A 26303-nucleotide genomic window follows, 5' to 3' on the forward strand; every position below is an offset into this window, starting at 1 on the left:
TTACAAGACTCTTAAAGTGCTATAATAGTAATTGTGAGTTTACTACAACAAGATCAAGGTGAGTTTATTAATGATACATATGAAAGAGGTTTACAAAAAATACCCAAATGGTGTGGTAGCGGTAAACGGTATTTCTGTGGATATCAATCAAGGCGAGTTTGTTTATGTCGTTGGTCCTTCCGGGGCCGGGAAGTCAACATTCATCAAATTGATGTATCGGGAAGAAGTACCGACTTCCGGGGAAGTCATTATTAATGGAATTAATACTGCCCAATTGAAACGGAAGGAAGTTCCGCTTTTCAGAAGACATTTAGGCGTTGTATTCCAGGACTTCAAGCTGCTTCCAAAATTGACTGTTTATGAAAATGTCGCTTTTGCGATGGAGGTTATTGAAGAGCAGCCGAAGAAAATCAGAAAACGGGTTTTGGAAGTGCTGGAGTTGGTCGGATTAAAGCATAAACTTCGCATGTTTCCGAACGAGTTGTCCGGGGGTGAGCAGCAGCGGGTTTCGATTGCGCGCTCCATCGTCAACATGCCGAAAGTGGTGATTGCGGACGAGCCTACCGGAAACCTGGACCCGGAAACATCTTGGGAGATTATGAGAATTTTTGAGCAAATCAATGCGCTGGGAACAACCGTTGTAATGGCAACCCATAACCGGGAAATCGTCAATAAAATCCGGAAGAGGGTTATCGCCATTGAAGGCGGCATGATCGTCAGAGACGTTGATGGAGGTGATTACGGCTATGAAATATAGGACCCTCCAGCGGCATTTTCGCGAGAGTTTGAAGAGCCTGAGCCGGAACGGATGGATGTCGGTGGCTTCCATCAGTGCGGTGACGGTGACGCTTTTATTGGTTGGCATCTTTGCGTTGGTCATGATGAATCTGAACCATTTCGCCGATAACATCGAAAATGATGTGGAAATCCGTGTGTTGATTGATATTATCAATGAACCGGAAAAAATGAAGGCAGCGGAAGATAAGCTGATAAAGCAGGTAAAAAGTTTGCCGGAAGTGGCGGAAGTAAAATATTCTTCGAAGGAAGAAGAATTAAAGATTTTGATAGAGAACTACGGCGAAGATTTCAGTTTATATGAACAAAGCAATCCTTTGAGGAATGTGCTATATGTAAAGGCCAAAGACCCTCAACAAACGGCGGAATTGGCGAAGAAAATCGACAAATTGGACAATACATATGATGTCATTTACGGTGAAGAAAAGGTTAAAAATCTGTTCAGCTTTTTAAACACCGGCCGGAATATTGGATTGGTGCTGATATTGGGCCTTTTGTTCACGGCGATTTTCTTGATTTACAATACAATCCGCATCACGATTACCGCACGCAGGGATGAGATTGAAATCATGAAACTGGTAGGGGCGACAAGTTCCTTCGTACGCACCCCATTTTTGTTCGAAGGATTGTGGCTCGGGTTATTCGGATCGATCATTCCCATCTTCGTTGTTTCGATTGTTTACCATTATGTATACAACCACTTGACCCCGCGGATTAAAGGGGAAATGTTGCAACTGCTTGATGTCACTCCTCTTGTTTTCCAAGTGAATTTCATCTTGCTGGCACTCGGCATTTTCATAGGAGTGTGGGGAAGCTTCATGTCCGTAAGGAAATTCCTAAGAGTCTATTAATCTCAAGGAGGCGCAAATGGAAAGTGAATTTTTTGAAACGACATTTTAAACTATTGGCAGCAATCATCGCTGTACTGCTTTTCGTCCAAATACCTGCTGCATCCGCTGCAAGCATTTCCGAATTAAAAGGCAAACAGCAGCAAGTCGAACAGCAGAAAAAACAATTGAACAGCCAAATCAGCCAAAAATCAAGCGAAATCAAATCCAATCAATCCAAACAGCAGCAACTGCTTGCCCAAGTTGACCAGATTGTGACCCAAATTTCGAAAACAAATGGGGAAATCCGGCAAGTAGAAAAAGAGATTGGACAAGCAAATGACAAAATTACAAAGGTGAAAGCCCAAATTGATGAACTTCAAAAGAAAATCGATGAGCGCAATGCATTGTTGGAAGAACGCGCACGTGCGCTGCAGGCAAGCGGGACTGTCACATTTTTGGATGTGCTGCTTGGCGCCAATAGTTTCGTAGATTTTATCGACCGTTTCTCTGCGGTCAATACATTGATCGAAGCGGACCGCCAAATCATCCGCGACCAAAAGAATGACCAACAAAAATTGGAAGAACAAAAAACCGTTTTGGAAAATACAAAACGCAAATTGGAAGAAAAACAAGCGCAACTTGAAAACTTGAAAGCTTCCTTAAACTCTCAGAAACAAGAAAAAAATCGATTGATGGCCGAGCTTGAAAAAGAACAGCAAAAACTGTTAAGTGAGAAAAAATTATTGGAAAAACAATATTCCGAGTATCTGGCCATCAGCAAAGACTTGGAAAACCAAATCGCCGAACTTCAAAGACAACATTTAAGCAAAGCCCAGTCATCCGGCAAATTGCCGGTTTCAACAAGCGGATTTATGAAACCGACAAACGGAAGATTGACGAGCGGCTATGGATGGCGAAATTTGGGCAATGGCCCTGAATTCCACTATGGCATTGACTTGGCGAACAGACCGGGAACGGCAATTGTCGCATCTGCCGATGGTGTCGTGACTTACGCAGCGCCGCTCAGCACTTACGGAAATGTCGTAATGATTACGCACAATATCAACGGCCAAATTTATACTACATTATATGCACATTTGAGATCCTTTAATGTCAGTGTCGGACAAACGGTAAAACAAGGACAAAAAATTGCCGAAATGGGACAAACCGGCCGTGCCACAGGTCCTCACTTGCACTTTGAAGTGCACATTGGAACATGGAGAGGACAAAAAGCCGGCGTGCAGAACCCATTGAACTACATTTCGCTATAATGGGGAATCAAGCTGCTTGGAAAGCAGAATTTCCGGGCAGCTTTTATTTTTGTTTCAAAGCAAAATACTTTATGAAGAAATTGAAAAATTTATTTTTCATTTTCTTCAAAATCTCGCCATAGTTTATCAACCTTGATTGTTCCGGTTTTGTGGTATTCTATAATTGAACGGTTTTTATTGTTTGAATGAAGAAATCTGGAGGTTTTCAATGAACAGCCGAAAGAAGAAAGCGTTTGGAGCAATCATTGTCATAGTATTGGTGGCCGTTGCGGCAGGCACGTTTATTTATCAGCAACTGCAAAAAAATCAGAATACCCTTGACGATGATGTGCCGGGGTATGAAGTGAAGGCGGACAGCCCCCAAAGTGTGGGGTTAGGAAAGCCGGCGCCGGATTTTACGTTGGAGACATTGGATGGGAAAACCGTGACCCTTTCGGATTTAAAAGGGAAGAAAGTGGTGTTGAACTTCTGGGCGACGTGGTGCCCGCCTTGCAAAGACGAAATGCCGCATTTCCAGGATTATTATGAAAAATACGCAAAAGAGGACAATGCGGAAATTGTGGCGGTAAATCTTACATTCAGGGACCGGTTAAGCAACGTGGAAAACTTTGTGGAGAGTTTTGGTGTCACGTTCCCGGTTCTGTTAATGGAAGATGAAGAATTGATGGAAACGTACAAAGTCTATACCATCCCTTCGACGTTTATGATCAATACAAAGGGAGAAGTTGAAAAGCAGATATTAGGGCCGCTGGATTTGGATACATTGCGCGGTTATGTGACAAATTTAGAGTAAAAAAATCGCTCTTTCGCATGTGTTATCCCCGCTTGTTCAAACATACATTGAACGAGAGGGGGATAGTTAATTAGTGCGAAAGAGACGATTTTTTTTCATTTTGGGCTTGATTTGTATTTTGGCTGCAATGGCCGTGTATTGGACGTATATGAAGAAGCCGGAAAGGGTTGGAAAAGGAAGCGACATTCCTGTCATTGACCAGGCATTCACCCTCATCAAAGAAAAATCCGTATTTGATACAAAAGATGAAGAGCTGATTGAAGGCGCATTGAGAGGCATGACGGAGGCGATCAAAGATCCGTACAGCACGTACTATACGGAAAAAGAAGCGGCCATTCACCGGCAATCGTTGGCGGGGGAGAGAGTCGGCATCGGCGTTGAAATCACGGAGAAGGACGGCCGGTTTATCGTGGTCTCTCCAGTGAAAAATTCGCCCGCCGAAAAAGCGGGAATCCGCCCGTTTGACGAAATCGTGGAAGTGGATGGCGTCCGTTTGGAGGGCAAAACGATGGGCGAGCTGCTCCAATTGATTCAAGGAAAAGCCGGTGAAAAAGTGACGATCGTTTTATATCGGCCAAGCACAGACAGGCATATCAAGGTCACGGTGGAACGGGCAAAAATTGATAACCAGACCGTGACTTGGAAAATGATCCCGGCAGATGACAAGAAAATTGGCTATGTATCCATCTCCATGTTTGGGGAAGATACGGTGGAAGAATGGGTGGAAGCGACAGAGCGGCTATTATCGGAAAAGGCAGACGGCATCATCATCGATTTGCGCGATAATCCCGGAGGTTATTTACATAGCGTCGCAGGCGTTGTTAGCAGCATCGGCAAGGAAGGAAAAGTTTTTGCCTATATGCAGAATGCGGAAGGAACAATGGAGGCCGTCAAAACCGCAAAACTGGATGCAGATGAAAACTATTTGAAGAAAATGAAGCAGGTGCCGCTGGTCGTACTTCAAAATGAAGGAAGCGCATCGGCAAGCGAAGTGATGGTGGGGGCGCTGAAAAGCTGGAAGAGGGCCATCATCGTGGGGTTGACAAGTTTCGGAAAAGGAACGGTGCAGGAAACATACGATTTGAATAATGGAGGAGAACTGAAGCTATCGACGAATAAATGGCTGACTCCTGACCGGGAATGGATTCATGGCAAAGGGATCAAATCGGATATTGAGGTGGAGCAGCATCCATTGTTTGCGATGGAAATCGTGCCGCTCCGGGGGGAATTTGCGGAAGGCGATTTTGGCGAAGAAATTGCCTATGTCCAAAAGGTGTTGAGCGGTTTGGGATACGATGTTTCCAGAACGGATGGATTCTACGATGAAGAAACGGCGGAAGCGGTGGCTTCCTATCGGGAAAAGCATGATTTGGGGAACGGAAGACATATGGATGACGAGTTTTTCGCCAGCATCCGCGACCAAGTGGTTCAATTTAAGGAAGATATGGAACATGATGTGCAGCTGAAAATGGGATTGAACGTGATGCTGCATAAAATCAATGGGGATATTTAGCGGGATTGCAGAAAGCGGAGACGGTCCGGAAAGAGGTGTCCAGAAAACCGAAAATATTCTGGACACCTTCGTTTTAATCATTTCACTATTCCGATTCTTTGCTCCTGCCATGGCCGAAACATGTCCCTCGCCGAAATTGCATCTGCGGCTAAAGCGGGTGAGGGAGCCATAAAGGGGGAACCTCGAAATGATGTCCCAGGCGTCACCTTTTTTCGGATCGGCCCCTTCTTTAATAATTTTCCAGATTCCCCCTACGCAAATATTTATTACTTTGATAAAATAAACAATAGCAGTGTAGTAGGAAACGGCGGTGGAAGAATGGTAGAGATTTTATTGGAACTGTTAAAGGCGATCGGCAGAATGTTTTTAAATCCGCTACTGTATTTTGCAATCATCATGGCGATTTTTCTGGGATATGTCCGCGTCAAGAGAGAAAGAAAGCATTTTAACATACGCATTTTATGGGGCTGGTCGGAATTGGCGGGCCTCGTAAAGGAAGGGATTTGGTTATCGCTTGCCATCTCTCTTGTCACTTTGGTTTTTGGATTGACCCAATCCGTTGAATTGCTATTCTTTGTGGCAGTTTTCGGCATCCTGGGAATGATTCTCTATAATTTTCATTTGCTGTCACCTATTGTTCTCATAGGACTGGGTCTTGCTTCCTTGATGGTGATGGATTTCCAACAATGGTCATTCGAACTGCCGGGATTGTCCATTCATGGCGTGGACGTCCTTGAAGGGGCTGCCGTTACAAGCGCATTGGTGGCGGGATTGTTGTTGATTGCGGAAAGCCGTCTTATCAAGAAATACGGGCTGCATTACGCTTCGCCGATTATCGAGAAGTCCAAGCGCGGCATGCATGGCGTCGCTTTCTTTACGAAAAAGCTGTGGCTGTTGCCCATCTTTTTCGTTGTGCCGGGCGAAGCAATCGATGCTTATTTCCCATGGTGGCCGCTGTTTTCATTGAACAGCCAGCAATTCGCCCTTGTACTATTCCCGTTTGTCATCGGGTTTCAGCAAAAAACGAGACGTTCTTTGCCGTTATACATATATCCTAAACTTTCAAGGGCGGTGCTCATTTTAGGCGAAGTGGTCCTTGTGGGGGGGCTTGCCGGATATTTTTACCCCCTTGCGGCGGTGGTGGCCGTTTTTGCCGGCGCATTGGCCCGTTTAATGATTTCGTATATTTTCAAAGTTCGTGAGCGCAAAGACGTTTATGCTGTTTCTGCCAGACCGAATGGCGTGATGATTGCAGCGGTTTTGCCGAATTCGCCTGCGGAAAAAATGGGGCTGCAAGCGGGGGAAATTATCCGCAAAGTAAATGGCATGGAAGTGCATAATGAATTGGAGTTGTATCAAGCGCTTCAAATCAATGCGGCCCACTGCAAATTGGAAGTGTTGAACCATCACAATGAATTGCGTTTGACCCAGCATGTGGTGCACAGCAAAGACCACTACCGCATCGGCTTGCTGGTCATCGATTCATAACAAAAGAAAGAGGCTTCATTCCCCTTTCAAAGAATGAAGCCTTTTTTTATGACATGAAGATTCCATGAAATGTCATACAATTCCCAATAAATCGGCGCAGATTATCCAAAATCCGATATCTTTAAAAGAAATTCCGCAAAAGGGCGACCGTCAACACCCCGACGATTACAGTTTTCGATAAGCTTTTTGTCCAGATTGCCACGAGCAATGTCGGCACAAAGGCAACGGTATTTTCCAGGTTCAATGAGACGAACTTCCCTTCCGCATCCAGCAATGATTGAAAGACGAGGGAGCTCAAAATGCAGACAGGGATAAATTGCAGCCATCTCAGCACCACTTTCGGCAACTCGATATTCCGGACCAAAATGAACGGGATGACGCGGGGCAGCCATGTCACAAGGGCGCATCCCAATATCAATAAAAACATCGATAACGTTGTCGTCATTTTTCCGAAATCACCCCGATCGTCGCCGCGATGATCGTTGATAAAAGCACCGCCAAATGGCCGGGCATGAAATAGGAAAGAATGTATAATATGGCGAACACATAGCCGATCAGTTTTAAGGAAAGCTTGAGCCTATCCTTTGTTGTATTCGCCAAGTTCAGCACCAGCAGGGCAATAAACATCGCCACCAGGGCGTAATCAAGGCCCCACCGGTCCGGATTTGGAATCCAGTTTCCGACGAGCCCGCCCACAACACAGGCTGCAATCCATGTCAGGTAGGCGGTGAGATTCAATCCGTCCATCCAGCGGCCGCCAAGCTGTTTGTCCCTGCCCGCTTTCGTTACCGCCACCCCGAAGGTTTCATCCGTCAAAAGGGAGCCGAAGCCGACGTTGCGCAAAGCGGAATAGCGGGTGAAGTACGGGGCAACCGTCAAGGACATCAGGAAATGTCTCAGATTGACGATGAAAGTGGTAATGATGATGACGGACATCGGTGCCCCGGCCACGTACAATCCGGCAAAAATGAACTGGGCGCTCCCGGCATAGACCAAGGCGGAAAGCAGAAAGATTTCCAGAATGGACAGCTTCGAAGCGATTCCCACGACGCCAAAGGCAAAACCGATGCTGATGTAACCCAGCAAAGTCGGAATGCAGTCTTTCACCCCCTGGAAAAAGGAGTCGCCGGCAGACGTTTCCCTCATCTTCTTAAATTCTTTTGCTTCCGTTGTCACCCCACAACCACCCCTTTACAGCCAAAAATTATTTTTCATAACACAAACCGGCAAGATTGTGATTTGATGACATGCAACTTTATGAACACTTTCACGTCACTGTAAAAAAATTTGTATGTGTACTATAAGAAATAAAATTTTTATTAATCCGGGACCTGAGATTACCAATTAATGTTAAGAGCGTATATAATAAAATTGTCAGTATGCCTCACTGTGTTTTATATAGTATACATTTGTCTTTTAAAATAGACAATAGGGTGGAACAAAAAATGGAACAAATGAATCGGAATATTGGACTGCAATTGAAAAAAATTCGGAAAGAGCGGAGTTTAAGTTTGGATGATGTAGCAAAAGCTACTAATGTAAGCAAGGCTCAGCTTGCCCAAATTGAGAAGGGGGAAGCGAATCCGACCGTTTCCACCTTATGGAAGATTGCCGCGGGGCTGAAAATCTCCTTTTCATCCCTTTTGCAGCCGCCGAAGACCCTTTTTCAAAAATATCGTGTCGATCCTTCGACATATGTTTCCGAAGAAGATGGAAAATATCGCGTCTATTCCATCATCCCTTATGACCCGGAACGGGGCTGGGAATTTTACAAAATTGAAATGGACCCAGGGGTGGTACATAAAAGCGAATCCCATACCGATGGAGTGGAGGAAACGGTTACGGTCATCGAAGGACAAGCTGTTGTCCAATGCGGGGAATTGAGGGAACGTCTAAAGGAAGGGGAAACCCTTGTTTTCTCTGCCAATCAACCTCACCAATATGAAAATCCGACAGATGGGGTAACGACTTTACATTTAATTATTCAGTATCGATAGAGGTGTAACATGTGAGCGATTGGTTTACCGCCGAAAATATAGAAGCGTTGGAAGCACAATATAGGACCCTTGGACCGATCATCGGCATGCTTTTTCCTTTCCTGGAATCTTTTTTGCCGTTTTTGCCGCTTGTCGTTTTTGTTGTGGCCAATGCAAGTTCCCACGGCCTTTGGCTCGGTTTTCTCCTTTCCTGGGCGGGGACGGTATTGGGGTCGTATTCGGTGTTTTTGCTTGTCCGCAAATTCGGAAGCAACCCGAAAGTGAAAAAATTCATTAAATATAAGAAAATGCAAAAACTGATTCGCTGGGTGGATATGAAAGGCATTGCCCCGTTGTTTATATTGCTGTGCTTTCCTTTTACCCCGTCCGTTTTGGTCAATATCGTTGCCGGTCTTTCCAACATTAAGAAAAAGGTTTATTTAATCGTATTGGCGACCGGGAAATTTGTGATGATTTTTACGATCAGCGTGCTTGGATACGATGTCGGCGCCCTGGTAAGAAGCCCGATCAAACTGATCTTTGCCATAGCGGCCATTTTCCTGTTGTGGATCATCGGAAAAGGAATCGAAAAGTATTTAAACAAACGGGTGGAAAGGGAGTTAAAGGAGCTGTCCAGGCTGCGGAAACATAAAAAATTGAAAATGACTTACAAAGATTGAACAGAAGGGCAATCTTTGGCCAGGTCCCGAAAATAAAGCATTTTCGGGGCTTTTTTCATGGCAGGATTTTTTCGAATCTATGAAAAAATGTACTATAATATTTAAAATGCCAATATCAAGATCGAAAATTGAAGGGGGAGCCGCATGTCTTTACGAATTATCAGCGGACGGGCCGGTACAGGAAAAACGGCCTTTATTCACCGTGAAATTGTGGAAGAGGTCAAAGCGAATCCTTTTGGCCCGCCCATATATTTAATCGTTCCGGACCAAATGTCGTATTCGACGGAATACCAGTTGACCCACGATTATGATATTCAAGGGCTGATCCGCGCCCAGGTCATGACGTTCAAGCGTTTGTCCTGGTACGTGCTGCAGGAGACCGGCGGCATTGCCAAAGACAAGGTCGACAAAATCGGTTACCGCATGCTTTTAAGACGTTTGCTGGAAGAAAACAGGGACCGGTTCGTCCTTTTCCGCCAAGCGGCCGATAAGTTGGGTTTTACGGAAGAAATCGAAAAGATCATCAGGGAGTTTACACAATTCAATATTGACAGCAGCGCACTGGAAGACGCCGTTGCCGCATTCGAACTGAACGACGCCCCCCAAACGTTGATTGCCAAAACGAAAGACTTGCAAATCATCATGCGGGAATTGGAAGAAATTTTGGGGGATCGTTATGTGGAAGGGGACGGCCTGTATCCTTTCCTGATCCAGCAATTGCAGCATTCCGAAAAATTGAAGGATACCCATGTCTACATTGACGGATTTACGTTCTTCACCGTCCGGGAATTTGAAATCGTCAAGCGGCTGTTGTCCTTGACAAAACGGGTGACCGTTGTTACTCCGTTTGAAGATGAACATGATAAAGATGACGAGCAGGCGGTGTTTCATCGCGCGGCCGTGATGTACGACAAATTGCGGCAAGAGGCGACAAATTTGGGGATAGAAATTGAACCGAGAATACATATGGAGACAACGCGCCGTTTCCGAAACGGAGATTTGCAGCATATCGAGCGGGAGTTTCATAAGCCGGTGCCAAAAAGAATGAAAGCGGAAGGATATGTGCAAATCATTGAAGGAGCCAACCGGCGCGCGGAGGTGCACGGTATTGCCCGGGAAATAAAACGGCTGGTGCAAGAAGAGGGGATCCGTTACCGGGATATCGGGATTATGTACCGGCAGCCCGATTTGTACGACCCCCTCATTTCGACAATATTTGCGCAATACGACATCCCTGTTTTTACCAATGAGAAGAAACCGATGCTTCACCACCCATTGATCGAATTCAGCCGTTCGGTTTTGGAAGTCATCACGTCCCATTGGAAATATGAACCGATTTTCCGCAGCGTGAAAACCGATTTATTTTTCCCGTTGAAATCCGATTGGAAAGAGATGCGGGAGAAAGCGGATCTGTTCGAAAACTTCGTCATTGCCCAGGGCATCTACGGAAACCGCTGGATGCAGGATGAGCGCTGGATATATAAAAAATACCGCGGCCTGGAATTTGTCACAACAAGGCAGACAGATGAAGAATTAAAGGTTCAGGAAATCATCGATGAAATGAAAGGCTATATCCGGGAACCTTTATTGGAATTGGAAAAAGAATTGAAGAAAGCCAGCAATGGACGGGAAATCGCCTCCGCTTTGTTCCATTGCATGGAAAAACTGCAAGTATATGAAAAGCTTCAGGCATTGAAAGATCAGGATATTGAGATGGGCCGCCTGGAAGAGGCGATGGAGCATGATCAGGCATGGAACCAGTGGGTGAATGTGCTCGATCAATTTGCCGTGATGTTTGGCGATGTGCCTTTGACGCTTGAAGAAGCGGCGAAAATTTTGGATGAGGGTTATCATGCCCTCCACTTTTCCAAAATCCCGCCCGCCATTGACGAGGTGACGGTATCGACGGTGGAGTTTTCCCGGTTCGATAATATGAAGGTCGTCTTCGTCATCGGCATGAACGACGGGGTCTATCCGATGCGCATCGATTATGAAGGTTTGATCAACGACGGTGACCGGGAATGGTTCTCGAATATTGAAATGGAATTGTTCCCGACTTCCAAACACCGCTTGATGGAAGAAAATTTCTATCTTTATCGCGCTTTTTCTTCCCCGACGGACCGGCTATATGTCACCTATTCAAACAGTGATGAGGAAAGCAAGGCATTATTGCCGTCCCTTTATGTTCAAAAACTGCACAACTTATTTAAAGTGGATGGAGAGAACACGGTTCCTCACCACCGGATTTTCATCGATCCGATCGAAGAATGGGACGAAGATAAGGTGCTTTCCTACTTGCGCCATCCGAGAACATCCCTTGCATATTTGACGACGCAGCTGAAGCAGGCGGGAGCATCGGAACTTTCGCCGATTTGGAAAGCGCTCAGAGCCTTTTATGAACAGAGCGAAGAATGGCGGCCGCTCCTTCATTTCGCGATGAGGCCGCTCAAGCGCAAGAATGCCGCGGAACCGCTGGAACAGTCATTGTCGGAATCGCTCTACGGAGATTTGACGACAAGCGTTTCAAGAATCGAAAAATTTTACAGCTGCCCGTTCGCCCATTTTGCCACTTATGGCCTCCGTCTTCAGACAAGGCCGGAGTTCCGTTTGGAAACTTTCGAAATGGGCGATTTGTTCCACGCGGCATTGAAATGGATTTCCATGGAGACGAAGCGGCTGGATTTGCCATGGAATAAATTGTCCCGGGAGCAATGCGCGCAGCTCGCCAGGGATGCGGTGGAACATATTGTGCCTGCATTTTCCCATCAAATTCTATTAAGCAGCGCCCGCTACCGCTATATTCAACGGAAACTGACGCGCATTATCGAAAAAACGATGATCGCTTTGTCCCATCACGCCAAAAATTCATTCTTCAAGCCGATTGCGGTGGAAGCCGCTTTTGGCCCGAAGGAGCAATTGCCGCCCCTTGAAATCCCGCTAAAAAGCGGACGGAGGATGAAATTGCGGGGCCGCATCGACCGGATCGACCACGCCAAAGTCGGCGGAAAATCCTATTTGCGCATCATCGACTATAAATCTTCCGGCAGGGATTTAGATTTGAATGAAGTCTATTACGGCCTTTCCCTGCAGTTGTTGACATACCTGGATGTGGCGGTGGAAAATTCCTTCATTTTGCTGAAGGAAAAGGCATTGCCGGCCGGCGTCCTATACGTTCATGTGCAAAACCCTTTATTAAAAATCGAACAGGAATTAAATGAACTGCAGCTTGAAGAAGAACGGCTGAAAATGTACAAAATGAGGGGACTTTTGGCCGAGGATCAGGAAGCCGTCCTTGCGATGGACGAACGGTTGGAAGAGGACGGCAAGTCGATCATCATTCCGGTTTCATTGAAGAAAAACGGCGAGTTTTACAAAAATTCAAAAGTGGTGCCGCATGATGCAATGAAAGATTTGCGCCTGTTCGTCCGCAAAAAGCACCAGGAAGCCGGGGAGTCCATTTTGAGCGGAGACACTTCCATCCGGCCATATAAATTGAAGCAAAGAACGGCATGCGATTATTGCGAGTTCAAATCGGTCTGCCAATTCGATCCGATGGAAGGGGAATTTTTGCGGCTGCAGCCGGATTCCTCAGAAAACGTGATCGAAAAAATACGAAAGGAGCTGAACGCAGGTGAACCGGATTCCAACTAAGCCGAAAGATGCTGCTTGGACCGACGAACAATGGAAGGCCATTTGGGCGACGGGGCAGGATATTCTGGTTTCCGCCGCCGCCGGTTCGGGAAAGACGGCGGTCCTCGTCAACCGAATGATTGAAAAGGTCATCTCCGAGGACAATCCGATTGATGTGGACGAGCTGTTGGTTGTGACGTTCACGAACGATGCCGCCGCGGAAATGCGCCACCGGCTGGCGGATGCCCTTGAGAAGGAAATTGCGAAAGACCCGCATAATGACCACCTGCGCAAGCAGCTGAGTCTTGTCAACAAAGCGCAAATTTCCACATTGCACTCCTTTTGCTTATCCGTCGTCCGGCAATATGCCTATATGCTGGATATTGATCCCGGATTCCGCATCGCCAGCGAAGGGGAAATTTCTTTATTGAAAGATGACGTGTTAAAAGAAGTGATGGAAGAGGCATATAGCGCGGAGGATGATGAGGAAGCAAACCGGATTTACCGGCTGGTGGACAGTTTTACTTCCGACCGGGACGACCAGGAAATCGAAAAGTTGATCAATGATTTATATGACAATGCGCGGGTGCATCCGGAACCGGAAAAATGGCTTCAATCCCTTGTGGAACAGTATCACGTTCCGGACGGCGCGACAGTGGATGATTTGCCTTTCATCGGACATGTGAAAAACGCCATTGAATTCCAGCTGGAAGAAGCCCGTTCACAGCTAATGATGGTCAGAAAATATGCGCTGATGCCGGACGGTCCGGCACCTTACGGGGAAACGGCGGAATTTGATTTGGCGCTCATCGGGGAAGCCTTCCGCCGGCTCCGCTCTTCCTGGCAGGAAGCGTATGAATTCTTTTCCGGCCTCAAATGGAAGACCCTCGCGAGGGTGCCGAAAGATTCCTGCGATGAAGAATTGAAGAAGAAAGCGCAGGATAAGCGGAAAAAAGCGAAAGACATCATAGGCAAAATCCAGGAAACGTATTTTGCGCGAAAACCGGAGCGGCTCATCGAAGAAATCCGTCTGATGGCCCCGACGATTGAAACGTTGGTGGAACTGACGATGAAGTTCGGGAAAAAGTTCAAAGAGGCAAAGCTTGAAAAAGGCATTTTGGACTTTTCCGATATGGAGCATTATGCTTTGGAGATTCTTGCGGTTGAAGAAGAAGGGCAACTGAAACCGTCCCCTGTCGCTTTGGAGTTCCAAAAGCGTTTCAAAGAAGTGCTGGTCGATGAATACCAGGATACCAATATGCTTCAGGAGACCATTTTGCAGCTGGTCAAAAGCGGCGATGAGCAAAACGGCAACCTGTTTATGGTGGGCGATGTGAAGCAGTCGATCTACCGTTTCCGCCTGGCGGAACCGATGCTGTTTTTAAACAAATATTTGACGTTCGAGGAAGAACCGAAGACGAGCGGAATGAAAATCGATTTGAACGCCAATTTCCGCAGCCGAAAAGAGATTCTTCACGGAACCAACTATATCTTTGGGCAAGTGATGGGCGAGAAGGTCGGGGAAATTGTTTACGATGAGAAGGCGGCTTTGAAACCGCGCGCGCCTTACAATGATGAAAAGATGCCGGTGGAGCTGGTGGTCATTCATGAAGAACAGCCGGATGCTTCATCCGAAAACGGGATGGAAGAAGATCCGGAATTGCTTCTTGAAGAAGAAATGAAAAAATCCCAGCAGGAAGCCCGCTATATTATCGCCCGGATCCGGGAACTGATGGAATCCGGCGCCACCGTATACGATGCGAAGCAAAAGGACCCAACGAAGCGGATCCGTCCATTGCGCTACAGCGATATCGTCATCCTGATGCGTTCCATGACCTGGTCGAACGATATGATCGAAGAGTTCAAAAAGGCCAATATCCCGCTGTATGCCGAAAGCTCCCAAGGATACTTCGATTCATTGGAAGTCATGATCATGATGAATTTATTGAAGGTCATCGATAATCCATATCAGGATATCCCGTTGGCGTCGGTATTGAGAGCCCCGTTTGTGGGTCTTACGGAAAATGAAATGGCGATTATCCGGTTGGCGGAGAAAAATGCACCTTTTTACGAGGCGGTCAAAAAGTTTGTGGAAAATGAACATTCCGGCCTTGAAACCAAAACCCAGGCGAAGCTCGAAAGATTTTTAAGCCAGTTGAACACATGGCGTGATTTGGCTCGGCGGGGAAGCCTTGCCGATTTGATTTGGAGAATCTATTTGGATACAAAATACTACGAAATGGTGGGCGCGATGTCCAACGGCAAGCAGCGGCAGGCCAATTTGCGGGCCCTTCATGACCGCGCGTTGACTTTCGAAAAATCTTCCTTCCGAGGGCTGTTCCGTTTTTTGCGGTTCATCGACCGGATGAAGGCGCGGGGGGAAGATCTTGGAATCGCCAAATCCATCGGGGAAAAAGACGATGTCGTCCGTTTAATGACCATCCACTCTTCCAAAGGGCTCGAGTTTCCGGTCGTCTTTGTGGCGGGGCTTGGCAACAAGTTCAATCTGAAGGATTTCAATGAACCGTATTTGTTTGACCAGAAATTCGGGCTTGCCGTCAAAGCCATTGATCCGGATAACCGCATCATGTATACATCCCTGCCGTTTTTGGCGATGAAGGAAAAGAAAAAAATGGAATTGATCGCGGAGGAAATGCGGATTTTATATGTGGCGATGACGAGGGCGAAGGAGCGTCTGATTCTTGTCGGTTCCGTCAAAGATTGGCAAAAGGCGAGACAAAGCTGGTGCGAGATGCAGGAATTGCCTGCGGACGACATGCTGCCGGATTATGTGAGGGCAAGGGCGAAAAATTATTTGGATTGGATCGGCCCGGCAGTCAGCAGGCATGCATGTTTCAAAGAATTCAGCGACGGCTCCTATATACCGGTCGAACACCCGTCCGATTGGAAAATCAGCGTCATCTCCAATGAAGCATTTCTCATGAAACAGGAGGAAACGCAAGAATCGGAAAAGGAAGAACAAAGCGCCGAAGTGGATGAAACGCTGCTGGAAGAATTGAATCGCCGTTTTATGTACGTTTATCCTTTTGAAAAGGCGACGAAGAAGAAATCGAAAACGAGCGTTTCTGAAATGAAGCGCATTGAAAGCCTTCGCCAGGATGAAGAGACGGAATATGTGGAATATATGAAGTTGATGGCCAAAAACCGGAGCAAATCCCTTGTGAAACGCCCTCTGTTTTTGCAGGAAAAACAACTGACGGCCGCTGAAATCGGGACGGCGATGCATACGGTGATGCAGCATGTGCCTCAGCAAGGCTTCGAAAGGGCGGAAGAAGCATGTCAATTTCTTGAGGGACTTGCGGAAAAACAATTGATCACGGAGCAAGAGCTGCAAGCGATCGAAGTCGAAAAACTGCTGCAATTCTTTGAAACGCCGATCGGAAAGCGGTTCAAAAATGCCCATAAATTGTACCGGGAAGTGCCGTTTACCTTAAACATGAAAGACGGGGACGGCGATTCCCAAATCGTTCAAGGGATTGTCGATTGCTTGATGCAGGATGAAGAAGGAAAATGGGTGCTGCTCGATTACAAAACGGACCAAATTTTGCCTTCTTTTGCAGAAGAAGAGGCGCTGGTCCGGGAAATGGTGAAGCGCTATGGCGTTCAGCTGCGCCTTTATGCGGAAGCGGTGGAAAAAATCCTGCAAATCCGAGTGGATGAAAAGGTGCTCTATTTGTTCGATGCGGGGAAAGAGTTGCAGTTGGGTGCGTTGGTTTGAAACGGTTTTCTTGTAAGTTTTCTTTGAACATGATAGTTTTATGGTATTTAGGAGGTCAAAATGATGTTTCAACCAACGGCATTGAGTGAGAGAATCCATACCCTCGACATCATGCGCGGGGTGAGCCTGCTTGGCATTTTATTGGTGAATATTTTCGCCTTTTCCCTGCCGCTTCCTTATATCCTTGATTTGAATAACTGGTTTTCCGATTATCATGACAAGATGTGGTACCAGACCCTTGATATCTATGTACAGGGAAGCTTCTACCCGCTTTTCTCCATGCTGTTCGGATACGGTTTGGCGATGCAATGGATGAAGGCGGACCGGCTGGGGACGAATTTTTACCCTTTTGCGGCAAAGCGGCTTTTTGTGCTGCTTGCCATCGGGCTGTTGCATGCCTTTCTCCTTTGGTGGGGGGATATTATCACAATTTATGCGGTTTGCGGATTATTATTGATTTTATTTTTAAAGCTGGGCAGCGGATGGCTCTTGTCCATTGCGCTGATGATAAACGGGCTTTTCCACCTGCTCATGATTTCTGCATATGCTCTTTCAGGCATCGGGAACGAGGAGTTCGAAACATTCGTCGACCTGGGTTCCATCGAGGATGCGATTACGGCATACGGCATCGGGACTTGGACGGATGCTTTTGTCCAACGTTTGCATGATTTGGCCTTCCAAATGTCGCCATCGATGTGGTTCAGCGCCCTGTTTACGATCTTGCCGTATATGCTGATCGGCGCGGCGGCGGCAAAGCGGCGCATGGTGGAACGGGCGGAAGAGCTGAAATGGTTCTGGATCATATTGGCCGTGTGCTGCATTGCAGGAGGACTGTTTCTGAAAAGTTTTCCTTTCCATACAACGCGGACTTATCTGCTGGAGTACATCCGCGTCTACATAGGCGGACCGGTTCTGGCAGCCGGCTATGCGGCGGCCATTGCGTCCCTTTGCCTCATCCCGTTCGTCACAAAGCTCTTAAGCCCGATTGCCAAAGCGGGCCGCATGTCGCTGACCATCTATATCATGCAGTCGGTCATTTGCACGCTGTTATTCTATCATTATGGTTTCAGCCTTTATGGCAAAACGGATGTATCCATGTCAATCGTAATAGCCGTCAGCATTTATGTGTCCCAATTGGCTTTTGCCGAACTGTGGTTTCTCAAATTTCATCAAGGGCCGCTCGAAATGATCGTCAAACGCCTCGTTTATGGCAAAAACGTCAAGAAAGTCGAGCAATAACGAAGGATTTCATGTAATATGTTATTAATAATACAATTTGTGAAAATGAAAGGGAGCTATTACGCATGAAACTATTATCCTTTAAATTCAATAATCAGGTGAAATTCGGTCCAAAAGTGAAAAAAGAAGAAGCGGTATGGGATGTATTGGCGATCCAGGAAGCGTTTCAAGTGTTCCCGGCATTCCCGAAAACGATTATTGAAGGAATTGCATTAGGATATGATTTTGTCGAGAAGATTCGCCGATTGACAGAGGTCGCAGAAAAGTCGGAGCAAGCAGGAAAGTTCAAATTGTCTTTCACCGAAATTGAATGGCTGTCCCCCATTCCAAGAACGCCAAAAAATATTATCTGTGTAGCGAAAAATTATGATGAACATGCTAAGGAAATGGGAGGGGAAGCGGCTCCATCCGATTTGGTCATTTTCACAAAATCTCCGACAACGATCGCCGGCGATAACCAAGTTTTGCCGGTCCATGCGGATAAAACGGATTCCCTTGACTACGAAGGGGAATTGGCGGTTGTCATCGGCAAAGAAGGAAAAAACATTCCTGAAAAATTGGCATATGATTACATTTTCGGTTATACCATCGCCAATGATTTGACAGCCCGCGATGTGCAGGAAAGACATCAGCAATATTTCTTGGGAAAAAGCCTGGATGCGACATGCCCGATGGGACCTTACATCGTAACCAAAGATGAGATTCCAAATCCCCAAAATTTGGCGATTGTGACAAAGGTCAACGGGGAAGTCCGTCAAAACGGAAATACTGGCGATATGATGTTTCCGATTGACCGGTTGATTTCGATCATATCCCAATATGCTACCCTTGAACCGGGGGACGTCATTTTGACGGGAACGCCTAAAGGGGTCGGAAAGGGCATGAATCCTCCTCAATTCTTAAAATCCGGAGATGAAGTGAAAATCTCCATCGAAGGCATCGGCACATTGACGAACCGTTTTGAATAAGGAATTAATCGGGTAATTCTTTCAATTATATGGTGACAGGGGAGTTTTCCTCCGATATAAAGAATCCGCAATTCTATCAAACTTGCGGATTCTTTTTATATTTCTTAAAACTAATATAATCTTAAAAGAATTCTTATATTTGAATTATAATAATCCACATGATAGGATAAACATGAAATTAAAAATGAGGTGGGGGATTCATGGACTTTTTAACAAGCACTACACATTTGCACATTACTGCCTGGTTTATAGGCATTATCCTGTTTCTGATTGGCGCCCTTAAGCCGAATAAAGGGCTGCATATGGCATTGCGCGTAATATATCTTCTCATTATTGTTACCGGAGGGGCTTTGTTCATCAAAGCGATGGAATTTGGACAAAACTTGAATTATGGAATCAAACTCATTTTGGGCGTGCTGGTCATCGGGATGATGGAAATGATTCTTGTCCGCCGCTCCAAGGACAGACCGGCGACGGCCTTTTGGGTTTTATTTGCCATTTTTCTGTTTTTGACGCTGTTCTATGGATTCAAATTGCCGATGGGATTCCATTTCTTAGTTTGACATTAAACGGAAACGCAAAGCACCATGACCGTGCTTTGCGTTTCTTTATTGCAGGAAATGTTGAAACTGCGCGGTGATGGGCAAGTCTTTCGGGGCATGAGTTTAGGATGCGGGACGCGGATGTTTCATCAATGTTGAACCGGAAGCGGCAAGATGGAAATTTTTTCTCGATTCTTCTACAATGAATTTCAATATGGGACATTGATAAGGCTCCCGCTTTCTTTTTTGTATGCGGACTGGTGGAGCTTTTCACCGTTTTTGCAAGGGCCGGGACATTCCAGGAAAGGACCATTTTCCGGCTGATGAAAAGAAAGTTGGGCACGGAAAGAATCATCAATATATCTGTCACAATTTTGACAAAAAATAGTCGTATTTTCTAAAACTTTTCTGATTTATTGGAAGCGCTGTCCGTATTTTTGGTAAAATGTCGTTGATTGGTTTGAAGGAGAGGGATTATGTTGAGATTCAAAAAATGGATTCGAACGACAGCTATCGCCGCATTGCTATTTACCAGCATGGCGACACCGGCAGCGGTCGCGGAGTCGCGTTCAATTTCCGACGAAAGCATATACGATGTGTTGGTCGACCGGTATTTTGACGCCAAGAGCGAAAATGATGGCGATAAAACCAATCCAAAAAATCCGGCGAAATTCGCCGGCGGGGATTTTCAAGGAATTATCGATAAATTATCCGATATCAAAGACATGGGATTTACCATCATTTCCCTGGGCTCCGTCTTTGCCACAGAAACGTATGATGGAAAATCTGTGACAAGCTACCGCAAAATTGAGCCGAATTTTGGGACAAAAGATGAGTTCAAGAAGTTGATTCGAACAGTAAAGAAAAATGATATGTCCGTCATGATCGACTTCCCGTTGAACGGCGTGAGCGAACATCATGAATGGGCGCAGGATCCGGAAAAATCTTCGTGGATCCAAAGCAAAAAGGACGGAAAGGTCCGCTGGGATTTAACGAATGAAGAAGTGCGGCAGGCGCTCATCGATGCGGCGGTTGACTTTGTTTCCGCCTATGATATTGACGGAGTCCGCCTGACAAATATTGATGGGGCAGACACAGCCTTCTTAAATGAAATGATTGAGTCCATCAAATCCGTGGACGAGGGGATTTATGTCATTTCTGACAGCGAAAGCGACGCAGACTTTGATGCGAAATTTTATGATGAAGTGAGCGACATTTTCCGTTACGCTTTCAAAAATGTCGATGAAAATACGGATGATCTAATGAAATATTTCGAATCCTATGCTAAGGGAGAAACGGACGTCCCTACGCAAATCATGATTGACAATCTCAATACGGACCGTTTCCTTTATACGGCTGAAATTTATCCTCCGACACGCCTGAAAATGGTGTTGGGCGCGGCATTGCTTCTTCCCGGGGTGCCGGTCATGCAGTACGGTACGGAAATCGCCATGAACGGCAAAGCCGGACCGGAAGCGCATCAGCTTTATAATTTTAAAACGGATTCCGAATTAAAGGATTATATCGCCGATATTCAAACGCTGCGGAATCAATCGGAAACCCTCCGCAAAGGCGAGTTCAATCTGATTCAAAACAAAGATGGGCTGATCGTCTTCCAACGCAAATCCGACAAAGAGAATTGGATCGTCATCATCAACAATACAAGCGAAAGGAAGAAAATAGAGATTCCGAAAGAGCTTGTGGGAGAAAATAAGGAAATCCGCGGCACATTGGAAGGTGAAATCTTCCGAGAAGGCGATGACGGCATCTTCCGGATCATCCAGAACCGGGAAGTAGTGGAAATCTATCAAGTCATTGATGAACAGGGCATCAACGTTTCCTATATCATCGCGTTGGCATTCGTTTATATCATTTTCATCGTCTTTGTCGTGGCGCTATTGAAACGGTCCAAACGCAGAAAGCCTGAAGCTTAATAATGGAAAAACAGCGAAATCAAACCATGGTTGATTTCGCTGTTTTTTATGTGTGTCGGCAATTTGTTTTACTTTGGCGTTCAACGGTTTACCGAAAATCAAAAAATACTTCTCTCGCTGCCTCAAAGCTTCTTTTTGCAAAATCTTCCGGGTCCAATCCGACATTTTCCCAATGCAAGTACATTAATCTCGGCTCTTCGAACAGCCAATGGTTATGGAATGCCGTTACTTTAATTCCTCTTTTGCGCAATGCGTCAATCATTGGATTGACTTCTTTTTCAAGGAGTACAGTTTCTCCCAGGTTGAGCCCGTTTCGTTCAAAAGACAGCATAAACGGAAGGGCCAATGGGGAAAGTGTGCGGCGTCCCAAAATCGTTGCGCGGATATCCCTGAGGCGCATTACCACGCAGACAGGAGAAGATTGAATCACTTCCCCGCCGATTATATCCGCAAGTCTTTGGCATCTTGACAATTGAATCCCCCCTTTCTAGTTCTTCAACTCCAATTTATGAAGGGCGATGGGGTCCGGTTAGGCAGAAGAAATAGAGATTTTGATTTTATGAAAAAAGTTGAATGATAGAGTTGGTTTGAAGCGCTTTTCTGTTTCAGGCATTCAGCAAACAGAAAAGTAAGGGGAGGGAAGAAAGGGAAGATTAGTATTGGGGAAGGTTGCTATAGAATTTTGATTTATGGAAATCTATCTCCATTTTTGGGTGGTACCAAGTTTTTGCTATTAAATCTTTGCATCGTTGCAATAAAGATGATTTATAAGGATTTCGGGAATTATGGTGCGAATATAATGAAGTTAATGTTTTTTCTTTCCGATACATACACTTCATTAAAAGCGGATTGCAGGAAAGGGGAAGGATTTCTGGAGAAGGACGCATTATTGACTGTTCGCGGTTTGCACGTAGGTTTCCGGATCAACGACCGGTTTTATGATGCGGTGGACGGGGTTTCCTTCACGTTAAAGCATAATGAAATTCTCGCCATCGTCGGGGAATCGGGCTGCGGGAAAAGCAGCCTTGCGACATCCATCATCGGGCTGCATCACGACCGCAACGTGCGGGTGACGGGGGAAATCCTTTTCGGGGAACGCAATCTTCTGGAATTGGACGATGAGGAAATGAATAAGATCCGCGGGGCGGAAATCGCGATGATTTTCCAGGATCCTTTGTCCGCATTGAATCCCTTGATGCGCATCGGGGATCAAATCGAAGAAGCTTTGGCCTATCATACGGATTACACCCGGGAGGAACGGGAAGAACAGGTGATGCGGTTGTTGAAGCAGGTCGGCATCCCGAAACCGGAGCAGACGGCCAGGCAATTTCCCCATCAATTATCGGGCGGAATGCGGCAGCGGGTGATGATTGCCATGGCGATCTCCTGCAAGCCGAAAATCATCATAGCCGACGAACCGACGACGGCTTTGGATGTGACCATCCAGGCGCAAATCCTCGATTTATTGAAGGAATTGCAGGAAGAAACCGGCGCGGGCATCATACTGATCACCCACGATTTGGGGGTTGTCGCGGAAATGGCCGACCGGGTGATGGTGATGTATGCGGGAGAAATCATCGAAGAAGCTCCCGTCCAAAAATTGTTTATGCACCCAAAACACCCTTATACCCGTTTGTTGTTCCACTCGATGCCGCAACTGCACTCCAAAGATGAACGCCTCCATGTCATCGAAGGAACCGTTCCATCGCTGGCAAACCTTCCAAGAACCGGCTGCAGATTTTCCCATCGCATTCCCTGGATACCGAAAGAAGCCCATGAAAAGCATCCGTCCTTCCATGAAATTTCAAAGGACCATTATGTTCAATGCACCTGCTGGAAGCATTTTTATTTCCGGAAAGGGGCGTCAAACAACGCCGCAAGAAGATAAAAGGAGGAAGCGGTTTGAGCTTCATGCAAGTCATTGATTTAAAAGTGCATTACCCGATCCGGGGCGGTTTTTTCAATACCATTGTCGATTGGGTCTATGCGGTGGATGGAATCGATATGGAATTTGAGCAAGGAAAAACCTATGGACTTGTAGGGGAGTCCGGATGCGGCAAATCGACAACGGGGAAGGCGATCATCGGCCTTGAGAAAATCACCTCCGGGAAAATTCTTTTTGAAGGGGAGGATGTGACGAGGGAAAGGAGATCCCGGACCTCCCGTTTCCATCGGGAAGTGCAAATGATCTTCCAGGATTCCCATTCCAGCTTAAATCCGAGAAAACGGATTGCCGATATCCTGGCGGAGCCGATCCGCAATTTTTTGCATTTAACCCCCCGGGAAGAAAGCAGAAAAATTGGGGAATTGCTTGAGATTGTCGGCTTGCCGCAAGATGCGAAAGAAAAGTATCCCCATGAATTTTCGGGCGGGCAAAAGCAGCGCATCAACATCGCAAGGGCCCTCGCCACCCATCCGAAAATGATCATTGCCGACGAACCGGTTTCGGCCCTCGATTTATCGGTGCAGGCCCAGGTGCTGAATTTCATGAAAGATGTGCAGAGGGAATTTGGATTGACGTATTTATTTATTTCCCACGATTTAGGGGTTGTGAAGCATATGTGCGATACCATTTTCATCATGTATAAAGGAAGGTTCGTCGAGCGGGGGACGAAGGAGGACATTTACGGAAATTCGAAGCATCTTTATACGAAGCGGCTGCTTTCTTCGATTCCGGCGACGACGCCGGTCGGAAGGGAAAAGCGGAAAAGGGCCCGGAAAGAGTTCGAAAAGGTGTATGAAAAAATGATTCATAAAGCTTTTGATCAAAATGGACGAGTGTATGATTTGATTCCCGTTTCGGATACCCATTATGTTTCGGCTCCAAGCGCGAGGGAGCTTTTGGAAATCGGAAAAGAATCCGAAATGGGCGGCAGCCGCTGATGAGCGGAAGAGGTATGAGAATTCTTTCGCAAAGGAGGTCGGGGAATGTGGAAAACGATTGTAAGGCGGCTGCTTCTGATGATTCCGCAGCTAATCGCCTTGAGCATCCTCGTTTTTGTGATGGCCAAGATGATGCCGGGAGATCCGTTCACGGGAATGATTACGCCGGATACGGATCCCGCGAGAATTGAAGAACTGAAAGAAGAATTGGGATTGAACGATCCGCTGCCGGTGCAATATGTCCGCTGGGTGAAAAATGCGCTCCAGGGGGACTTTGGCAAAAGCTACACCTTTCAGCGGGATGTGGCTTCCCTGATCGGCGAGCGGGCGATGAACACCTTCTGGCTGTCCTTTGTCAGCGTGATATTGCTTTATTTGATTGCCATTCCCTTGGGGATTTTGGCGGGAAGGTATCAGCAATCGAGGCTGGATAAATTCATCGTGTTTTACAGTTTCATTACCTACGCGATTCCGACGTTTGTGCTTTCCTTGTTGTTTTTATATATTTTCGGCTACAAATTGCAATGGTTTCCGACGGGCGGCAGCGTCGATGTGGAAGCGGAACCGTGGACGCTCCGGTACATATGGAGCAGGTTTTACCATATTCTCCTGCCGGCAATCACCTATGCCATTCTTGGGACGACCGGCGTCATCCAGTATTTGCGCTCGGAAATTATTGACGCGAAAACAATGGATTATGTAAGGACCGCAAGAAGCAAAGGCGTGCCGATGCGGAAAATTTATACGAAGCATATTTTCAGGAACTCCTTTATTCCGATTGCGGCTTTTTTGGGATTCACCATTACCGGCCTTTTGGGGGGATCGATTTTTATTGAGACGATTTTTGGATACCCGGGGATGGGGCAATTGTTTGTCTATTCCATTGCCGCGAGGGATTACAGCGTCATTTGCGCCCTGGTGATGTTGTACGGATTTTTGACGCTTCTGGGAAGTTTGTTGTCCGATATCATTTTGAGCATTGTCGATCCCCGCATCCGCATTGAATAGAGAGGAGGGAATGGTGGCACAATGAGCTATAAGAAGAAAAAACGGTATGGAAGTAAAGGCCGTCCCCGCGGGCTGAAAGTGTTGTTCCGGGAGTTCAAAAAGGACAAAATCGCCATGATGTCGCTTTATTTATTAGTTTTTTTCATTTTGTTCGTTTTTATTGCTTCACTTTTCATCGATCAGGAAACGCTGATGCGCATCAATCTGTACGACCGGTATAGTCCGCCGGGGGAAAAATATTTGCTTGGCGCGGACCAGGGCGGCAAAGATATTTTTGGCCAGCTGATCATCGGTGCCCGAAACTCCGTTTTCATTGCCCTTGCGATAACGCTCATTACCGGTTTGATCGGGATCGTGGTGGGGCTCATTTGCGGATACTTCGGGGGCTGGGTCGATTATATCATAATGCGGATCATCGATTTTTTTGTGACGATTCCGTCCTTATTATTCATCATCGTGTTTGTGACCCTGGTGCCCAAGTATTCGGTGGCGACGTTCATTCTCATCATGAGCATGTTTTTATGGACGGGAACGGCGCGGCTCGTCCGGTCAAAGGCGCTGTCCGAAAGCAAAAGGGATTATGTGAGCGCATCGAAGACCCTCGGGACGGGCGATTTTACGATCATGCGGAGAGAGGTGGCGCCGAATCTGAGCTCCCTGCTGATTGTCGAGCTGACGTTGAATTTTGCCGGCAACGTCGGCATCGAGACGGGATTGTCGTATTTGGGCTTCGGATTGCCGCCGACAACGCCTTCGCTGGGAACGCTGGTCAGCTACGCCAATAATCCGGCCGTGCTGCAGGAATATTGGTGGGTGTGGCTTCCCGCCTCTTTGCTGATTTTGTTCATGATGCTGGCCATCAATTATATCGGCCAGGCATTGAGAAGATCCCTCGATGTGAAGCAGCGGCTGGGTTGATTCGCGGATTCTTGAAACTGAAAACGGCAGGCATTTGGAAATGGAAGTTGTGGACGCAATAAAGGACACGGAAAATCAAGTTGCAACAAGGGAGGA

At 46.5% G+C, this 26303-nt stretch carries 21 protein-coding genes; 18 read left to right on the plus strand and 3 right to left on the minus strand.

The genetic code is table 11. The features are described 5' to 3' along the window. Positions 1–70 precede the first annotated feature (70 nt). The 6 genes from ftsE (at position 71) to NST62_RS02515 (ending at position 6690) form a co-directional block, all read left to right on the plus strand. Positions 71–757, plus strand: coding sequence for a cell division ATP-binding protein FtsE (ftsE, locus tag NST62_RS02490; protein ID WP_141601711.1), 687 nt, complete (start codon positions 71–73; stop codon positions 755–757). Then, positions 747–1646, plus strand: coding sequence for a permease-like cell division protein FtsX (gene ftsX, locus NST62_RS02495; RefSeq protein WP_141601710.1), 900 nt, complete (start codon positions 747–749; stop codon positions 1644–1646). The genes ftsE and ftsX overlap by 11 nt, the downstream gene beginning before the upstream one ends. Positions 1647–1669: 23 nt before the next feature. Then, positions 1670–2896, plus strand: a complete 1227-nt coding sequence (locus tag NST62_RS02500) for a M23 family metallopeptidase (protein WP_141601709.1) — start codon at positions 1670–1672, stop codon at positions 2894–2896. 208 nt (positions 2897–3104) lie between these two features. Next, a complete protein-coding gene (locus NST62_RS02505) occupies positions 3105–3689 on the plus strand; it encodes a redoxin domain-containing protein (protein ID WP_141601708.1) in 585 nt (194 codons plus the stop codon). Positions 3690–3762: 73 nt separating this feature from the next. Beyond that, positions 3763–5202 (plus strand): S41 family peptidase, encoded by a 1440-nt coding sequence (locus NST62_RS02510; RefSeq protein ID WP_141601707.1) that lies wholly within the window; start codon positions 3763–3765, stop codon positions 5200–5202. Positions 5203–5520: 318 nt separating this feature from the next. Then, a complete protein-coding gene (locus NST62_RS02515) occupies positions 5521–6690 on the plus strand; it encodes a PDZ domain-containing protein (protein WP_342463111.1) in 1170 nt (389 codons plus the stop codon). 121 nt (positions 6691–6811) lie between these two features. Here the strand turns inward: NST62_RS02515 and NST62_RS02520 are convergent, their stop codons facing one another. Continuing rightward, positions 6812–7135 carry an AzlD domain-containing protein gene (locus NST62_RS02520; protein ID WP_141601705.1) on the minus strand — a complete coding sequence of 108 codons (324 nt, stop codon included), beginning with the start codon at positions 7133–7135 and terminating at the stop codon, positions 6812–6814. After that, positions 7132–7836 (minus strand): AzlC family ABC transporter permease, encoded by a 705-nt coding sequence (locus tag NST62_RS02525; protein WP_141601790.1) that lies wholly within the window; start codon positions 7834–7836, stop codon positions 7132–7134. The genes NST62_RS02520 and NST62_RS02525 overlap by 4 nt, the downstream gene beginning before the upstream one ends. A 299-nt stretch (positions 7837–8135) precedes the next feature. Here NST62_RS02525 and NST62_RS02530 point away from each other — a divergent pair, with 299 nt between their 5' ends. The 8 genes from NST62_RS02530 (at position 8136) to NST62_RS02565 (ending at position 21398) form a co-directional block, all read left to right on the plus strand. Continuing rightward, on the plus strand, positions 8136–8687 hold the full coding sequence (locus NST62_RS02530) for an XRE family transcriptional regulator (RefSeq protein WP_141601704.1): 552 nt from the start codon (positions 8136–8138) through the stop codon (positions 8685–8687). 11 nt (positions 8688–8698) lie between these two features. Then, complete coding sequence (locus tag NST62_RS02535; protein ID WP_141601703.1) at positions 8699–9346, plus strand: TVP38/TMEM64 family protein; 648 nt, start codon at positions 8699–8701, stop codon at positions 9344–9346. Between the two features lie 144 nt (positions 9347–9490). Continuing rightward, positions 9491–12997 (plus strand): helicase-exonuclease AddAB subunit AddB, encoded by a 3507-nt coding sequence (gene addB / locus NST62_RS02540; protein ID WP_342463112.1) that lies wholly within the window; start codon positions 9491–9493, stop codon positions 12995–12997. Beyond that, positions 12978–16715, plus strand: coding sequence for a helicase-exonuclease AddAB subunit AddA (gene addA, locus NST62_RS02545; RefSeq protein ID WP_342463113.1), 3738 nt, complete (start codon positions 12978–12980; stop codon positions 16713–16715). Before addB ends, addA begins: the two co-directional genes overlap by 20 nt. 60 nt (positions 16716–16775) lie before the next feature. Continuing rightward, positions 16776–17954 carry a DUF418 domain-containing protein gene (locus NST62_RS02550; RefSeq protein WP_141601700.1) on the plus strand — a complete coding sequence of 393 codons (1179 nt, stop codon included), beginning with the start codon at positions 16776–16778 and terminating at the stop codon, positions 17952–17954. 65 nt (positions 17955–18019) lie between these two features. Beyond that, positions 18020–18922 (plus strand): fumarylacetoacetate hydrolase family protein, encoded by a 903-nt coding sequence (locus NST62_RS02555; RefSeq protein ID WP_342463114.1) that lies wholly within the window; start codon positions 18020–18022, stop codon positions 18920–18922. A gap of 200 nt (positions 18923–19122) precedes the next feature. After that, the gene (locus tag NST62_RS02560) at positions 19123–19485 is read left to right on the plus strand and encodes a YisL family protein (RefSeq protein WP_141601698.1); all 363 of its coding nucleotides are present in this window, start codon (positions 19123–19125) and stop codon (positions 19483–19485) included. A gap of 455 nt (positions 19486–19940) precedes the next feature. Continuing rightward, complete coding sequence (locus NST62_RS02565; protein WP_181733185.1) at positions 19941–21398, plus strand: alpha-amylase family glycosyl hydrolase; 1458 nt, start codon at positions 19941–19943, stop codon at positions 21396–21398. Between the two features lie 88 nt (positions 21399–21486). Here the strand turns inward: NST62_RS02565 and NST62_RS02570 are convergent, their stop codons facing one another. Further along, complete coding sequence (locus NST62_RS02570; protein ID WP_141601697.1) at positions 21487–21870, minus strand: DUF1259 domain-containing protein; 384 nt, start codon at positions 21868–21870, stop codon at positions 21487–21489. 399 nt (positions 21871–22269) lie between these two features. On the opposite strand from NST62_RS02570, the gene NST62_RS02575 reads away from it, so the two are divergent. The 4 genes from NST62_RS02575 to NST62_RS02590 are packed head-to-tail and all read left to right on the plus strand — an operon-like array spanning position 22270 to position 26207. Next, entirely contained in the window at positions 22270–23286 is a 1017-nt protein-coding gene (locus tag NST62_RS02575; protein WP_328215584.1) for an ABC transporter ATP-binding protein, read from the plus strand. 14 nt (positions 23287–23300) lie between these two features. Further along, positions 23301–24281, plus strand: a complete 981-nt coding sequence (locus NST62_RS02580; protein WP_141601696.1) for an ATP-binding cassette domain-containing protein — start codon at positions 23301–23303, stop codon at positions 24279–24281. Positions 24282–24326: 45 nt separating this feature from the next. Further along, positions 24327–25289 carry an oligopeptide ABC transporter permease gene (opp4B, locus tag NST62_RS02585; RefSeq protein WP_141601695.1) on the plus strand — a complete coding sequence of 321 codons (963 nt, stop codon included), beginning with the start codon at positions 24327–24329 and terminating at the stop codon, positions 25287–25289. Positions 25290–25310: 21 nt separating this feature from the next. Next, positions 25311–26207: an ABC transporter permease gene (locus tag NST62_RS02590; protein WP_141601694.1), complete on the plus strand. Its 897-nt coding sequence runs from the start codon at positions 25311–25313 to the stop codon at positions 26205–26207. Positions 26208–26303 lie beyond the last annotated feature (96 nt).

The sequence above is a fragment of the Ureibacillus sp. FSL K6-8385 genome, assembly GCF_038593155.1.
Lineage (GTDB): Bacteria > Bacillota > Bacilli > Bacillales_A > Planococcaceae > Ureibacillus > Ureibacillus terrenus.